We start from the raw sequence: 14,109 nt of genomic DNA, 5'->3' as shown, positions 1-14,109 counted from the left end.
CAATCGGGAGCCTATACGCATGACTTACAAACCTCTTCCCCAACAACAGGCTTGCCTGCCATCTGTTATTCCCCAACGGCCGGCCAACACCACTGCCACGTCTTACTTGCAGAGGAGTCTCTCGGCCATTCAAGGCTGATCTGGCGCCAATTGCGCTGATGCAGTCAGAAGACGAAAGACCCCTCAACATCCCCACAAAAATCATACCGTCTGAACCTATAGGCATCGGCCAAATCCCCGTCCAGGCGGTTGGGAAAGAGCGGCCACTTATATTAATTATTTGGGATAGGGAGATGAACAGCGGCCAGGCTGGCTGGTGGCTGTCAGGCCTTCTGGCCTGCCCGGCCGTGTTTCCTCCTCTCCCAGGCGGATACGGGGGCGTGCATGCCTGCCCTCGGCTTCCGCCTGCAGAAGTGTGGTGGGGGCGCGGGAGGGAAGTGTCGGCTCTCTTGGGGTTTGAGCCTTGATTGGCACGTTTCCTCCCTGCTCCCCCTATGTGGGCCGGGGGCGGGGGGATTGATACGCCGCCCGGCCGCTCTTACTCGTGCGAAGCGTGCAATAGTTGGCGTGTTTCCTTCCGGTGGCGGCGTGAGGCGAGGACCCCGCCCATGCTTACAGTCCCGGTGATGAGGGCGAGCAGGATGCCTTCCCCGCCTGCCTGGGGGAGCGCGCCTGCTGGCAGGTACGTGTACTTCAAGGATGTGTCGGGCGTTTGTGGTGCGCCGCCCAGCGTGTAGTCCACGCTGACGGTGACCGTGCCCGGCTGGTGTGCGGGCGTGGTCACGCTGACGCTGCTGCCGTCGCCGCGCGTCAGCCCTGATGCGGGGGTCTGGTCGAACCTGACGCCGGTGACCACCAGAGCCAGGTTGAACGACACCGGCACAGGAACAGTCGAATCGCGGTAGCTGTTGTTGCCGAGCTGGCCATACCAGTTGTATCCCCAGGCGTAGGCGTTGCCGTCGCTGCCCAGGGCCTGCGAAAGATGGTATCCGCCGCTAACCTGTGTGGCTTGCTGTCCTTGGCTCTTGTCGGCGGGACTGGCGGGGTCGCGCACGCGCTTAGGAACAGGATTCGTGTCACTGGTCCCGCTGGCGGTGTTGTTGCCGAGGTTGCCATACCAGTTGCATCCCCATGCCCAGGCGTATCCGTCGCTGCCCAGGGCCAGGGAATGATCGCCTCCGGCGCTGACCTGCACGTAGGTGAAATCCTCCGGCAGGTCCGGGTAGGTCTTCCGGTCGGGCGTCTTCACCCTGACCGGCGTGTGCTGGCTGCTGCTCGTCCCGTTGCCGAGCTGGCCATTGTAGTTGTATCCCCATGCCCAGGCGTTGCCGTCGCTGCCCAGGGCCAGGGAATGCCATCCTCCGGCGCTGACCTGCAGGTAGGTGAAATCCTTGGGCGGGTCCGGGTACTTGTTGCGGTCGGGCGTCTTCACCCTGACCGGCGCATGCCGCTCGATGGTTGTCCCGTTGCCGAGCTGGCCACTGTAGTTGGCTCCCCAGGCGTAGGCGTTGCCGTCGCTGCCCAGGACCAGCGAAAAATCGTTTCCGGCGCTGACCTGCACGTAGGTGAAATCCTTGGGCAGGTCCGGGTACGTGTTGCGGTCGGGCGTCTTCACCCTGACCGGCGCATACCGTGTGGTGGTTGTCCCGTCGCCGAGCCGGCCATTGCCGTTTAATCCCCAGGCGTAAACGTTGCCGTCGCTGCCCAGGGCCAGCGAATGCCAGTATCCTGCGCTGACCTGCAGGTAGGTGAAGTCCACTGGCAGGTCCGGGTACGTGCTGCGGTCGGGCGTCTTCACCCTGACCGGCGCATTCCGGTCGCTGCTTGTCCCGTCGCCGAGCCGGCCATCGGCGTTGTATCCCCAGGCGTAGGCGTTGCCGTCGCTGCCCAGGGCCAGCGAATGAGAGCCTCCGGCGCTGACCTGCAGGTAGGTGAAGTCCGCTGGCGTGCCTGCAGGCTTTGGCACCATGGCCGGCGTATTCCGGCTGCCGCCGCCCGTCCCGTCGCCGAGCTGGCCATAGTAGTTGGATCCCCAGGCGTAGGCGTTCCCGTCGCTGCCCACCGCCAAGGAAAAACCATAGGTGGAGTTTGTTGATGCGCTGATCTGGCTGAATCTGATGCCCCGGCTGGCGTTGTCGGGCGGGGTGATGGTCGTGGATTCCCTGCCCAGCTGACTGCCCTTATCAGGGCTGATGCTCCACCTGCTGTTCCGGCCTGCCGGCGTCCAGTGGGCGGCCAGGGTCAGGTCCTTGCCGACGGGCCTGCTGAAATCATAGGCGACCTGACCGGTGAACCAGCCGTCGAACAGGTAGCCTTCCCGCTCAGGGTCGGGGGAGGGGCGCTTCACCCGGCCGTACGGGGCGGAGACATGCTGGTCTGCTGGTGCGGGGCTTCCGCCGCCTGTGTCGAAGCGGGCCGTGAACGCGGATGCTGGCTCCGCAGCCCGTGCCAGCGGCTGGTCGACCGTGTACGCAAGGCTCCTGCTGAACGGCTTATCGTCCTGCCTGCCCGTGATGAGGATAGTCGCTTGTCCCGGCTGGCGTGCGGGCATGTCCGCCTGCCAGGAGCCGTTGCTCCTGGTGAGCGTCAATGCCTGCCCGTCCAGGCTGGCCGTTTCCAGGATGGGCGCCTGCATGGTGTCGAGCCTCGCGGGCCGTCCTGCCTGGCCCTGCCCGTCCAGGCTCCACCCGTATATGCTGCCCGGCCTGCTGATGGCGGTGACCCTGCCGCCGGCGCTGACGGCCTGCATGTACTGCCGGCTCCCGTCGTCCGCCCGGGTGGGCGTCTTGCCGGGCTGCCAGGCCCAGGCATGGCCGTCCGTGCCGACGATCATGGCCTGATTGTCGCCGCTGTTGATTCTGCCGATCTGCGCGCCGCCGGGCAGGCTGACAGCGGTGAGGCTGTTGTTGCCGTCGGCCAGGTGATAGGCCTGCCCGTTCTCATTCAGAAGGAGGAACCCCTGATTGAGGGCCTGGGCTTGAGTGAAGCGCATGCCCGGGTCCTGCTTGACGCGTTCGGGCTTGGCGTTTCCAGAATTGGCCTTGTCCCAGGTCCAGGCTTGCCCGTCCGCGTCCACGATGAGAGCCTGGCTGGCGGAGGCGGCGGCGGTGACGGCCGGCGCCTGAGCGGGCAGGCTGAGCGTGGCCTGCTGGATAAGTTCTGGATTCTGGCTGTCGGCCTTGCTGGCCTGATAGGCGTGGACCTGTCCCTGCCGGTCCACGGCCAGCAGGAGGTTGTCGTTCATGCTGATGCTGGTGAACCTGCCGCTCCGGCTGGTGTCGAGGAGGGTGGGCGTGGGCTGTTGGCCGGCCCAGGTGTAGATCCGCTGGTCAGATCCGAGAGCCGCCTGCCGGCGGCTGCCGGCTGCGGCCTGCAGGTAGCGGAACCCGTCGGGAGCCTGGGCAGGGAAGGGCACCTGCTTGGGCGGGCTGTCCTGCATCCATGTGTAGATGCTGCCGTCGCCGGTCAGGCCGACGGTCTGGTCTCCGGCGGCATCAAGGCTGGCGAATTGGGTCTCCTGCCTGTCGGGCGGGCTGATGGTCAGCTTGCTGCCGAAAGCGGGCCCGTGGTCCGGGCTCAGCGTCCAATCCGTGGTCTTCGACCACTGGGCTTTCAGGGTCGTGTCCTGCAGGATGGGGGCCTGGAAGTCGAAAGGCTGGCCGTCAAGCATCCACCCGTCGAACTGGAAGCCGGGTCGCTGCGGATTCTGCTGCGGGGGAGCGGCGAGAGTCCCGGTTTTCACGGTCGTTTGGGTGGGCTTGCTGCCGTCGGCCGGGTCGAAGCGCACTGTGTGTGTGGCTTGATTGTCTGTCTTATTGGATGGCTTGGACGGAGCCGAGTCTGCGCTGTCAGGCGTTCCCGTCGTCGATGACGGGGTGCCGGGCTTGGATGATGCTGGGCTTAATGGTGTGGCGGCTTGTATCGGCGAGGGCAGTGGGGTGCCTGGTGCGCTGCTGGGGGAAATGCCGGGGGTTTGCTCAGCTACGCGAGGGGTCTGACGACCCCCCCCCCCCGGTGAGGATGGGAGCGTCCGCCTGGGCGGATGCGACGCCCAGGCCTGCCAGCATTCCCAGCAGGACGATCGTCATCGCCAAGGTGCGACGCAGACGGGAAACCAGATGCATCAAACCAAAACCCCTTCACCAAACACCAAACGGAATCAACGCCGTTTGCCAAAGTTTTTGCCTGCCAGCGCCCACCCTGCATCAAATCGCAGGAGCCAATGGCGAAGCCAGCCGTCTTCTCGACATCCCCCGCCTTTCACCCTACCACCCAGCCCGCAAACAACACACGAGCCAGGTCCAACCGCCCGGAGACAATGAACCCGACTGACCTGAAAGAAAGGAGCCAGCGAATGACCAACCAGGGATACTATCTGCCGGGACTCTACGTTCGGGAGGGGTCCATCCCCGTTCCCTTGGACTGGGCAGGCAGTGAACCTGGCGTCTGGCGAGCCGAAGATCATTCGGACCAGGCGGTCATCCGCTGCTTCTACCGCGTGGTCTGCGCCCCCGAGCACATCCACGATGACCTGCCGCTGCTGGTCTATCTGCAGGGCGGACCAGGCTCGGGCGCCCCAAGGCCACTGAACGCCACCGCCGACGGGTGGATGGCCGAGGCCCTGCGCCACTTCCGCATTGTCCTGCCCGACCAGCGGGGTACGGGCCGGTCCAGCGCCATCGACGGCTCCACCATGGCCTCCCTGGGCGAGCCCCGGGCCCAGGCCGACTATCTGAAGCATTTTCTGGCGGACTCCATCATCCGGGACTTCGAGCACCTGCGTCACACGGTCTTCGCCGGCCGTCCCTGGGTGACCCTTGGGCAGAGTTTCGGCGGCTTCCTGACCATGGCCTACCTGTCGAACTTCCCCGAAGGTATTGCTGCGGCTTTCACGACCGGGGGCGTGCCGCACATTCCCACTGATGCCTATGAGCTCTATTCCCATACCTTCACCAAGATGGCCCAGCGGTCCCAGATCTTCTATCAGCGCTATCCAGGGGACCAGGACCGTGTGGCGGCCATTGCCGACCGGCTGTCACAGGGCGATGTGGTTCTGCCCGGAGGCGACCCCCTGAGCGTGGAGCGGCTGCAGACCCTGGGCGCCGACCTGGGCAAGAGCGGTGGGTTCGAGCGTCTCCACTGGCTGTTGGACACGGCCTTCCTGGACGGCGACGGCAGCCTGCCCGCTTCCGGTTCTAGCAGCTCCCGGGCCACCCTCTCGCAGACCTTCCTGGAGGGTGTGCGGGCGGCCACTACCGTTACGCCGCTCTACTGGCCCCTGCAGGAGTTCATCTACGCCGACGGAGACTGCGAACCCCTGCGCTGGGCTGCGCAGCGGGTGCGCGATGCCCGTCCTGAATTCGACACCGCTGCCCGCCCGCTCATGTTCACCGGGGAGGCGATCTTCCCCTGGATGTTCGAGCAGGAGTCGGCCCTGCGCCCCTTCGGCCCTGCGGTCAGCCAGCTCATGGAGGAGGGCTCCTGGGGCCACCTGTACAACCCCGAGCGTCTGGCCGACAATCAGGTACCCCTGCAGGCCGCGGTCTATGCCGACGACCTCTACGTGCCCTCCGAGCTTCAGCTGGACACCCTCTCGCGCGTGGGCCACGCCCATGCCTGGGTGACCAACGAGTTCGAGCACGACGGGCTGCACGGGGACAGGGTCTTCGCCCACCTCTACCGGCTGGCCCTGGAGCGCGGCGATTTGGAGGGGCTCTTCCCGGCGCGCGGCTAGACTTGAGGGCATGAACACGGAATCATTGACTCTCGGATTCATCGGATACGGCAACATGGCCCAGGCCATGGCCCAGGGCCTGGTCGACGCGGGCGTGCTGCCCGGCGGCCGGATTGTGGCCTGCGCAGCCCACTACGACCGGCTGGTGGAGCGGACGGCCCAGCTGGGGGTGCGGCCCATGCACTCCGGCACCGAGGTGGCTGCGGCCGCCGATCTGGTGATTCTGGCCGTCAAGCCTGGGCAGGTGGCCCAGGTCTGCGAGCCCATCCGCCATGAGCTGGCTGACCCGGACCGCATGGTCCTCTCGGTGGTGGGCGGCATGACCCTTGAGGACTATGCCGACCTCCTGGAGGAGGGCACCCACCTGATCTGCGCCATCCCCAACACCCCCATTTCGGTAGGGCAGGGGATTCTGGTCACCCAGGAGGACGATACCCTGACCGACCAGCAGCGGGAGCTCTTCACCCAGGTCTTCGATCCGGTGGCCATGATCGAACGGCTGCCCCGGGAGCTGGTCTCGGTGGGCACGACCATCGCCGGATGCGCGCCCGCCTACACGGCCATGTACATGGAGGCCCTGGCCGACGCCGGGGTGGAGCACGGGCTGCCCAGACAGGCGGCCTACCGGCTGGCGGCGCGAATGGTGGAGGGAACCGGAGCCCTCTACCTGGCCACCGGCACCAACCCCGGAGCCATGAAGGACGCGGTCTGCTCGCCGGGCGGAACCACCATCAAGGGCGTTGCATCCCTGGAGAAGCACGGCTTCCGTGGAGCGGTCATCGAGGCCATCGATGCGGTGGAGCGCGGCGACTAGGGGGAGCCACGCCGGGGCAGTCCGGGCAATAGACTGGTGGATATGTCGTTAACCATAGGAATCGTCGGGCTGCCCAACGTCGGCAAGTCCACACTCTTCAACGCCCTCACCCGCAACAACGTTCTGGCGGAGAACTACCCCTTCGCCACCATCGAGCCCAACACCGGCATCGTGCCCCTGCCCGACGACCGGCTGCCCGTACTGGCCAAGCTGGTCCACACGGACAAGATCGTGCCCGCCACGGTCACCTTCGTGGACATCGCCGGCATCGTCAAGGGGGCCTCGGAGGGGGAGGGGCTGGGCAACCAGTTCCTGGCCAACATCCGCGAGGCTGACGCCATCTGCGAGGTGGTCCGCGCCTTCAATGACGACGACATAGTCCACGTCAACGGCAAGGTGGATCCGGCCGACGACATCGACACCATCAACACCGAGCTGATCCTGGCCGATATGCAGACCATCGACAAGGCCTTGCCCAAGCTGGAGAAGGATCAGCGCGGCGGCAAGATCAAGCCCGCCTACCTGGACACCGTCCGCAAGGCCAAGGAGATTCTGGGCCAGGGCCGGACCATCGACCAGGCGGCCCAGGCCGGGGACATCGACAAGGATGAGCTCTACGACCTGCATCTGATGACCGCCAAGCCATTCATCTACGTCTTCAACGTGGACGACGACGAGCTGCAGAACGGGGACATGAAGAAGCAGCTGGCCGACTCCGTGGCTCCGGCGCCCGCCATCTTCCTCAACGCCCAGTTCGAGTCCGAGCTGACCGAGCTGGATGAGGCCGATGCCCGTGAGATGCTGACCGACGCCGGGCTCAAGGAGTCTGGCCTGGACCAGCTGGCCCGGGTGGGCTTCGACATTCTTGGTCTGCAGACCTTCCTGACCGCCGGGGTCAAGGAGGTGCGCGCCTGGCAGATTCACCAGGGCTGGACCGCCCCCCAGGCCGCCGGGGTCATCCACACCGACTTCGAAAAGGGCTTCATCAAGGCCGAGGTGGTCTCCTACGACGACTTTGTGGCCGCCGACGGGTCCTACGCCAAGGTGCGCGAGGAGGGCAAGATGCGCCTTGAGGGCAAGGACTACGTCATGCAGGACGGCGACATCGTGGAGTTCAAGACCGGCATCCCCTCCGGCTCCAAGAAGTGAGCGCCCGTCCCGGGTTCGCCATTCGCCGGGGTCATGGACTCCCGCTGATCTTCGTGCATGGGTCCGGTGTGGACCACCACATCTTTGATGACCTGGACCCCGTCTTCGAGCGGGTGGGCGGATTCGAACGGATCTACCTGGATCAGCCCGGCTTCGGTCGCACGCCGCCCGACCCGTCCATTCTCGACCTGGACGGTCTGGCCCGGTGGCTGGATGAGCAGGTGGACATTTTCAGCGGTGGCGGTCCCTTCGCCCTGGTGGGCAACTCCCTGGGCGGGCTGCTCAGTCGCCATGCCGCCGCCGGTCGACTGGACCGCTGCCGGGGGATGGCCCTGCTCTCCTCGGTGGTCGATCCGGTGACCGCCCACAGACGCCTGCCCCCGCGTCAGGTGCTGGTCCGGGACGACCAGGGATTGGCCGAGGTGGACGAGTTCACCAGGCATGCATACCGGCAGATGGCTGTGGTCGAGTCCCGGGAGCACCTTGAGGCCTACCAGCGCACCATCATGCCCGGTGTTCGTTCGGCCGATGCCGACACGGTGGCTCGAATGGAGGGGCACTACCGTCTGGATATGGACTTCGACCGAGCCTGGAACGGGTTCATAGCCCCTGTGCTCTTTGTCTGCGGCCGCCAGGATGACCGTGTGGGCTACCTGGACCAGTTCGACCTGGCCTGCCGCTTCCCTCGAGCCTCCTACTCGGTGTTGGACCGGGCCGGACACAATGTGCAGATCGAGCAGACCGCCCTGGTCTGCGACCTGCTGGAGGACTGGGCTAGGCAGGTGCTGAAAGGCTGAGTCTCTCCCGGTTTAGTCTGTCACTACAATGAACTGTGCATACAGGTTCGTTCAATGGCGACGAAGGGGAAGGGCATGGCTGTCTGGGGATTGGATAGCAAACGCCTCAAGCGGCGTGCGCTTGCCATGCTCCGTTGGCTGCTGGACCCTGTCCGCCGTACGCCTGTGGTAGTGACAACCGCTCTGCTGACGCTGCTGCTGACGGTCCTGATCATCAACCTGATCCAGCCAGTGGATGCGGCTCATGCGGAACGATCAGCAGGTGCGAGCGCTTCCAGCACAGCCACTGTTTCGGCGAGACAATTTCCCAAGGCGCATCATTCGAGCAAATCCAAGTCCTCCTCTCCAGCGCCAAAGGAGCAGAAAAAGCAACAGACAAAGGCTAAGAAGGTAGGCTCTGATGGCTCCTCCACTCAGCCCATCGATTGGCTCAAGCCTTCGCAGCAGGTCGATTACCCGGATCCTGCAGCCCATCCTGGCCTCTCCCTGGAGGTTAGCCTTCAGGACCAGCGGGTCTATGTGCGCGACGGGTCTCAACTGCTCTACACCATGTACGCCTCGACGGGCATGGATGATTCCACGCCCAGGGGAAGCTTCCACATCCAGTCTGAGCGCGGCGACCACTTCTACAACCCCGGCGAGGGGATGGGCGCCCGCTACTACACCAGCTTTCTGAACCATGGGGTCTTCCTCTTCCATTCGGTCCCCACAGATTCCAAGGGCAGCTACATCAAGGAAGAGGCCGATATGCTGGGCATCCGCCCTGGCTCCCACGGCTGCATCCGGCTGACGGTGCCCGACGCTCGGTGGATCATGCAGTCCGTGCCCACCGGCACGCCCGTCCTGGTCAAGTGAATTCCATAGCCCTCTGTGCAGTCCGCAGCAACAACACGGGATTATGTGCTGACGCATGTGCCTTGGGTTTCTGATTTTGCATTTGCCAAAAGAGAACAATAGAAAAATGACTAGGAAGTATACGTCCTGCGATGTCATTTTATTGAACAATCGTTTGTCACATTTAGCAAATTCGCATCAGAGTCGACTAGAGCTTAACTTGTTTCGTTGCCTATTCTCTGAAATATGATCTTTTTTATGTTTAGATGATGTTGAATGCTTTATGTTTACGACATTTACCGTCATTGTGAGCACCATAAGTTACTATATCAGTATTTGTAACTCTTGTTTTCCGGATAGCCGCGTATTCTCGTATAATTGCGAAGCTTGTTTTAAAACTAATTCTGATTATCTACCGTCTCCCTAGTTGCCAAAATTTACTAATTAAGCCTTATAGTAGGTGCAGCATGATAATTTTCACTTAATTGTCTGCCCTAATAAATTAAGAGCAAATCTTTGGTGATACTGAAGGGGGAACACAGATTGGCAAGGAAGCCCAGCACAGAAACTCGTATGACGTTGTACCGCCTCATAGGCTTGCCCTCATATGATGCCGCGATACGCGCTAAATATCAGCAGTCAGATAATGATGAATATGACAATAGTGAAGAAGTTGTCTATGTTGCGGAAACAGAGGCTTATCTTTACTGGAGCACTGTTAATCATGATCAGGCTAATTGGACTGATACCGTAAAAGGGCTTACTAAAAAAGAACTGAGAGTGGGGAATGCTACAGCCTCAGCAGTTCTCATTATTCCAGATGCAGATAGTACTCAGTCTGTATCAGGAGCTGAGTTGGTATCGGGCACTGAATCAAGCTACGACAATGATTCGGCTAAGACCGGTAAGAAAACAACTTCTTTTTCTGCTTGGGCAATAACCTTTGGAATGGGTTTTCAGATGCTTGAACCGCAATACGTAGATCCTAGGTTTGGGTTACGTGTAGCAATTAGATGTGCAAAACCTGCTGGTTTAAATGTTCTTAGCAAGACAACTCTCGATGAGAGACCTGAAATGATTCGCTCAACGATTCCTGCGGGTGCGGAACTCAGAAGTTTCGGATTTGAGGAACTCGGTGATTTTTCGACAAAACTTGTCGCTGAAGCACATATAGACGGCATTGGTGACTCTAAGAAACCGATAAAACTCAGAGGGGCAGACTCGTTAAGCATTCCTCTCTCCAAGTCACCGGAAAAATTATTAATGAACTTGCAGCAGATCAAGGCGGTGCTTGAGCGAAAACCCGCGAGTTCTGAACTCGCTGCATTAGAGCATCTTTCATTGGTTAAAAACAAGGCAACGAAAAACGAACTCGATCGGTGTCTTATTAAAGCTATCGGAGAGAAGAGCGACCAAGTGGCCCTCTCATATCCCTATGAAATCATTGATGATTTCGGACAAGTCGAAAGTTTCAGAATCTTTGGTACTGGAGATAGACAGCATTATGATTATCTGCCTACATTAAACAATATTCTTAAGCCGCTTCAAGAAGTAGATGAGAAGGAGCGATTAAATAGACTTCAAAAGATATATATTGTCCTTTTTAAGGGTCCCGACGACTCAGATGTTAGCAGTCCAAAAATTCCTCTAAAAAAATGGTTTACATTCCAGAAAACTATCGGCGACAAGAGGTATTTTTTGCAAAACAATCGCTGGTATGTCATGGACAGCGATTACATTGCGAATCTTCAAAAACAGGTAAATACAATCTTTGATCGTGGGCCATACTTTAACAACCTTCCCGATTGGCCTATATATGAAATACCGGAAGATGGGAATGCTCAAAGGAAGGCAAACGCTGAATTAAATTACAACAAGCAGCTCTCAAATAGACTCGGCGGACTCTGTCTTGACCAGCAGCTAATCCGACCGGAAAACCATGGTTCAGGGATCGAAGCCTGTGATGTGTTAATGCCTCATGGCGTCTTCGTCCATGTTAAAAATGTATCGTCTTCTGCCCCGGCAAGTCATCTGCTGGCTCAAGCTCTCGTTTCAACGGAAGTACTGCGAACCAACGAGGAAGCACAGAAGCTTCTCCAAGAGAAGATTAAAGAAATCGCACCAAGCGGTGTTGACCTTCAGAAATATGAGACGAAACCTCGTCGTGTCGTTATTGTTATAGCGAAGGATGATAAGCCGATAACTGCCGGTACGCTTTTCACATTCACCAAAATAAATCTTGTCAGACACGACCAGGAACTCGCCAGCATGAATGTAGAACTGAATATTGCTCCTGTGGTTCGAAAGAAGCAGCCTATGTGAGCTTGTCTATGTCCGTAGTTACTTGATTTCCCTAGTTGCTTACATACCTTATTGTTTCAAGGATCTTTGGTTTGAATGTTCCTCAGTTTCATATGCAAAATGCAGATTATTTGTGTTTCCCTGAATATGAGACAATAGCGGACCCAAGCGAGGTCCTTAACATTATTGATTAGTTTGTTTGCGCCGCTTTAGATAATTCTCCCGGTTGTAGCCTGTGCCAAACGGGGGACTGAGTACTCACCAAAACAACGGATATGGAACTTATATCAAGTATAAAAGGAATCCAAAGTATCTGGCTTATTGCCACTCGGTCCCCACTGATTCCAAGGGCGGCTACATCAAGGAGGAGGCCGATATGCTGGGCATCCGCCCTGGCTCCCACGGCTGCATCCGACTGACGGTGCCCGACGCTCGGTGGATCATGCAGTCTGTGCCCACCGGCACGCCCGTATTGGTCAAGTGAATTCCTCTCGTAAACCGGGATAGCCGCGTCCAAAATGTGACCATTTGCATGCGTGCCCGCCTTGGGTTTCCTAGTTTTGCCCTACCACAGAGAGAACTATCGAGAGGAAGTGGTCAGGAATCATGCAAAAGGTGCAGCGGTTCAGTGACTGGTTGACTAAGTGGTTCATCCTGGTGGTCCTGGCTTGGGCCGCCATCAACTTCTTTGTCCCGCAGATTAGCATTTGGGCCCGCAGCTACACCAACTACTTCCTGAGCATCATTCTCTTCGGCATGGGGCTGACCCTGAGCTTGGACGATTTCAAGCGAATCCTCAAGATGCCGCTCATGGTCATCGTGGGCACCATAGCTCATTACCTGATCATGCCCCTGCTGGCCGTGCTCCTCTGCCGCATCTTCCGCCTGGACGGCATGATCGCCGTGGGAGTCATCCTGGTAGGTTGCTGCCCTTCGGGGACATCCTCCAACGTCATGTCCTACCTGTCGCGCGGCGATGTGGCCCTGGATGTGTCCATAGGCCTGCTTTCCACCTTGTGTGCGCCCCTGATGATCCCTATGCTGATGAATCTGCTGGCCAGCCAGTATGTGGACATCCCCACCAAGCAGCTCTTCCTGACGGCCCTTGAGGTGGTGCTGATCCCCATAGCCCTGGGCCTGGCCGTCCACGCCATATTCAAGGAGAAGGTGCAGAAGGTGACCGTGGCCCTGCCGGCGGTCTCGCAGATCGCCATACTGATCATCATCGGCGTGGTCGTCTCCGTCAACCATGCCAAGCTCTTCACCGCCGCCACCGCCCTGGTCCTGCCGGTGGTCATGCTTCACAACCTGTGCGGGTACGGGCTGGGCTTCCTCTTCAGCCGGCTCATGTACCGCCTCTATCCCAAGGGATTCCGCTACGCCCAGCAGAAGGCCATCACCTTCGAAGTGGGCATGCAGGATTCCGGACTGGGCGCGACCCTGGCCCTGCAGGCCTTCGCCGCCGACCCGATTGTGGCCATACCCTCCACCTTCTTCAGCGTCTGGCACAACATCTCCGGCTCGGTGCTGTCCGCCTGGTGGCGTCGGCATGACGACCGTCTGGGGATTGCCGCCGACTCCGCCCAGGGTCGTCCGGAACCGGTTCGCGCCTAGGTTCCGCAGCTCCTTGATCGCTGGCTGGATCTGCTATAGGCCCGGTCCGGCCAGCAGGAAGCCCAGGGCCGTCAGCAGGGGCGGCAGGAGCATTGAGGCTGCCAGATAGCCCAGCGCTGCCAGATGCCGTCTCCGCCGGGTCAGGGCCAGCACCTCGTAGACCGCTGTCGAGAAAGTAGAGAAGCCGCCCAGCAGTCCTGTGGCCAGCAGCAGTCGTCCCCAGTTAGGCAGTCCGTGGAAGGCGGCCAGGGCGGCCACCAGCCCTGCAGCCAATCCGGCCAGCAGGTTGATGATCATGGTCGACAGGGGCAGGTCCACCTGCCAGCGGGCCTTGACCAGGGTGTCCAGCAGGTAGCGCAGTCCGGCCCCCAGGCCGCCGCACAGGCAGATCAGCAAGGTAAATGTAAGGGTCATCGCGCACCTGCTTAGATGTGTGCGGACAGACGGGCTCCCAGCGCTGCCATGGCCCAGGAGACCATCAGGCCTCCGGCAAAGGAGACCAGCAGGTAGGCAAGGGTTGCCCGGACTTGACCGCCCGACAGGCCTTGGACCAGTTCCAGCGAGAGCGTGGACATGGTCGACAGCCCTCCGCACAGGCCCATACCCAGGCCCTTGTTGGTCAGCTGCCTTCGGCGCTCAAGTGCGCTTTTGGGCAGTCCGGCGAGGAAGGCGGTCAGCAGGGCGTAACCTGCGCAGGCGATCAGGTTGGCCAGGAGGGTTCCCGGATGCAGTGGGCCGCTCTGGCCTGGCAGCAGGCTCAGGGCGTACCGGCACCCGGTGCCCAGTGTTCCGCCCAGCATCACCACCAGGGCTGTGGCCATATCAGGTCCGGTAGGGGATTTGGTCATTGAAGGCTCGGTTCCCGA

Annotated in this window: 12 protein-coding genes; 8 read left to right on the top strand and 4 right to left on the bottom strand. The window is 60.6% G+C overall.

What is annotated here, in order from left to right:
* Positions 1-538: 538 nt before the first annotated feature.
* Both H3T92_RS00910 and H3T92_RS08165 read right to left on the bottom strand, forming a co-directional pair.
* The gene (locus H3T92_RS00910; protein ID WP_332460641.1) at positions 539-3,787 is read right to left on the bottom strand and encodes an RCC1 domain-containing protein; all 3,249 of its coding nucleotides are present in this window, start codon (positions 3,785-3,787) and stop codon (positions 539-541) included.
* A 190-nt stretch (positions 3,788-3,977) separates the two neighbouring features.
* Positions 3,978-4,124 carry a hypothetical protein gene (locus H3T92_RS08165; protein WP_232341978.1) on the bottom strand — a complete coding sequence of 49 codons (147 nt, stop codon included), beginning with the start codon at positions 4,122-4,124 and terminating at the stop codon, positions 3,978-3,980.
* A gap of 230 nt (positions 4,125-4,354) precedes the next feature.
* On the opposite strand from H3T92_RS08165, the gene H3T92_RS00905 reads away from it, so the two are divergent.
* The 8 genes from H3T92_RS00905 to H3T92_RS00870 all read left to right on the top strand — a co-directional run bounded on the left by H3T92_RS00905 (position 4,355) and on the right by H3T92_RS00870 (position 13,243).
* Positions 4,355-5,734, top strand: a complete 1,380-nt coding sequence (locus tag H3T92_RS00905) for an alpha/beta fold hydrolase (protein ID WP_198189245.1) — start codon at positions 4,355-4,357, stop codon at positions 5,732-5,734.
* 10 nt (positions 5,735-5,744) lie between these two features.
* Positions 5,745-6,548, top strand: coding sequence for a pyrroline-5-carboxylate reductase (gene proC / locus H3T92_RS00900; RefSeq protein ID WP_198189244.1), 804 nt, complete (start codon positions 5,745-5,747; stop codon positions 6,546-6,548).
* 42 nt (positions 6,549-6,590) lie between these two features.
* Positions 6,591-7,697 carry a redox-regulated ATPase YchF gene (ychF, locus tag H3T92_RS00895; RefSeq protein ID WP_198189243.1) on the top strand — a complete coding sequence of 369 codons (1,107 nt, stop codon included), beginning with the start codon at positions 6,591-6,593 and terminating at the stop codon, positions 7,695-7,697.
* Complete coding sequence (locus H3T92_RS00890) at positions 7,694-8,494, top strand: alpha/beta fold hydrolase (protein WP_198189242.1); 801 nt, start codon at positions 7,694-7,696, stop codon at positions 8,492-8,494. The genes ychF and H3T92_RS00890 overlap by 4 nt, the downstream gene beginning before the upstream one ends.
* A gap of 54 nt (positions 8,495-8,548) precedes the next feature.
* The gene (locus H3T92_RS00885) at positions 8,549-9,349 is read left to right on the top strand and encodes a L,D-transpeptidase (RefSeq protein ID WP_198189241.1); all 801 of its coding nucleotides are present in this window, start codon (positions 8,549-8,551) and stop codon (positions 9,347-9,349) included.
* A gap of 552 nt (positions 9,350-9,901) precedes the next feature.
* Complete coding sequence (locus tag H3T92_RS00880) at positions 9,902-11,650, top strand: DUF6119 family protein (RefSeq protein WP_198189240.1); 1,749 nt, start codon at positions 9,902-9,904, stop codon at positions 11,648-11,650.
* A gap of 214 nt (positions 11,651-11,864) precedes the next feature.
* The gene (locus tag H3T92_RS00875) at positions 11,865-12,113 is read left to right on the top strand and encodes a L,D-transpeptidase (RefSeq protein ID WP_198189239.1); all 249 of its coding nucleotides are present in this window, start codon (positions 11,865-11,867) and stop codon (positions 12,111-12,113) included.
* 122 nt (positions 12,114-12,235) lie between these two features.
* Positions 12,236-13,243 (top strand): bile acid:sodium symporter family protein, encoded by a 1,008-nt coding sequence (locus H3T92_RS00870; protein WP_045924581.1) that lies wholly within the window; start codon positions 12,236-12,238, stop codon positions 13,241-13,243.
* 33 nt (positions 13,244-13,276) lie between these two features.
* Here H3T92_RS00870 and H3T92_RS00865 read toward each other — a convergent pair whose 3' ends face one another.
* A complete protein-coding gene (locus tag H3T92_RS00865) occupies positions 13,277-13,657 on the bottom strand; it encodes a fluoride efflux transporter FluC (RefSeq protein ID WP_198189238.1) in 381 nt (126 codons plus the stop codon).
* A gap of 11 nt (positions 13,658-13,668) precedes the next feature.
* Positions 13,669-14,091 carry a FluC/FEX family fluoride channel gene (locus H3T92_RS00860; protein WP_183129784.1) on the bottom strand — a complete coding sequence of 141 codons (423 nt, stop codon included), beginning with the start codon at positions 14,089-14,091 and terminating at the stop codon, positions 13,669-13,671.
* Positions 14,092-14,109 lie beyond the last annotated feature (18 nt).

It is taken from the genome of Bifidobacterium sp. W8112 (assembly GCF_016101425.1).
In the GTDB taxonomy this organism is placed as follows: domain Bacteria; phylum Actinomycetota; class Actinomycetes; order Actinomycetales; family Bifidobacteriaceae; genus Bombiscardovia; species Bombiscardovia apousia.
The sequence above is the reverse complement of the archived record's forward strand: the minus strand, read 5'-3'. Positions and strand labels throughout refer to the sequence as shown.

Coding starts and splice junctions, on each gene's coding strand:
- H3T92_RS08165 (WP_232341978.1), bottom strand. CDS start 4,124: ATGCATCTGGTTTCCCGTCTGCGTCGCACCTTGGCGATGACGATCGTC.
- H3T92_RS00905 (WP_198189245.1), top strand. CDS start 4,355: ATGACCAACCAGGGATACTATCTGCCGGGACTCTACGTTCGGGAGGGG.
- proC (WP_198189244.1), top strand. CDS start 5,745: ATGAACACGGAATCATTGACTCTCGGATTCATCGGATACGGCAACATG.
- ychF (WP_198189243.1), top strand. CDS start 6,591: ATGTCGTTAACCATAGGAATCGTCGGGCTGCCCAACGTCGGCAAGTCC.
- H3T92_RS00885 (WP_198189241.1), top strand. CDS start 8,549: ATGGCGACGAAGGGGAAGGGCATGGCTGTCTGGGGATTGGATAGCAAA.
- H3T92_RS00880 (WP_198189240.1), top strand. CDS start 9,902: ATGACGTTGTACCGCCTCATAGGCTTGCCCTCATATGATGCCGCGATA.
- H3T92_RS00870 (WP_045924581.1), top strand. CDS start 12,236: ATGCAAAAGGTGCAGCGGTTCAGTGACTGGTTGACTAAGTGGTTCATC.
- H3T92_RS00865 (WP_198189238.1), bottom strand. CDS start 13,657: ATGACCCTTACATTTACCTTGCTGATCTGCCTGTGCGGCGGCCTGGGG.
- H3T92_RS00860 (WP_183129784.1), bottom strand. CDS start 14,091: ATGACCAAATCCCCTACCGGACCTGATATGGCCACAGCCCTGGTGGTG.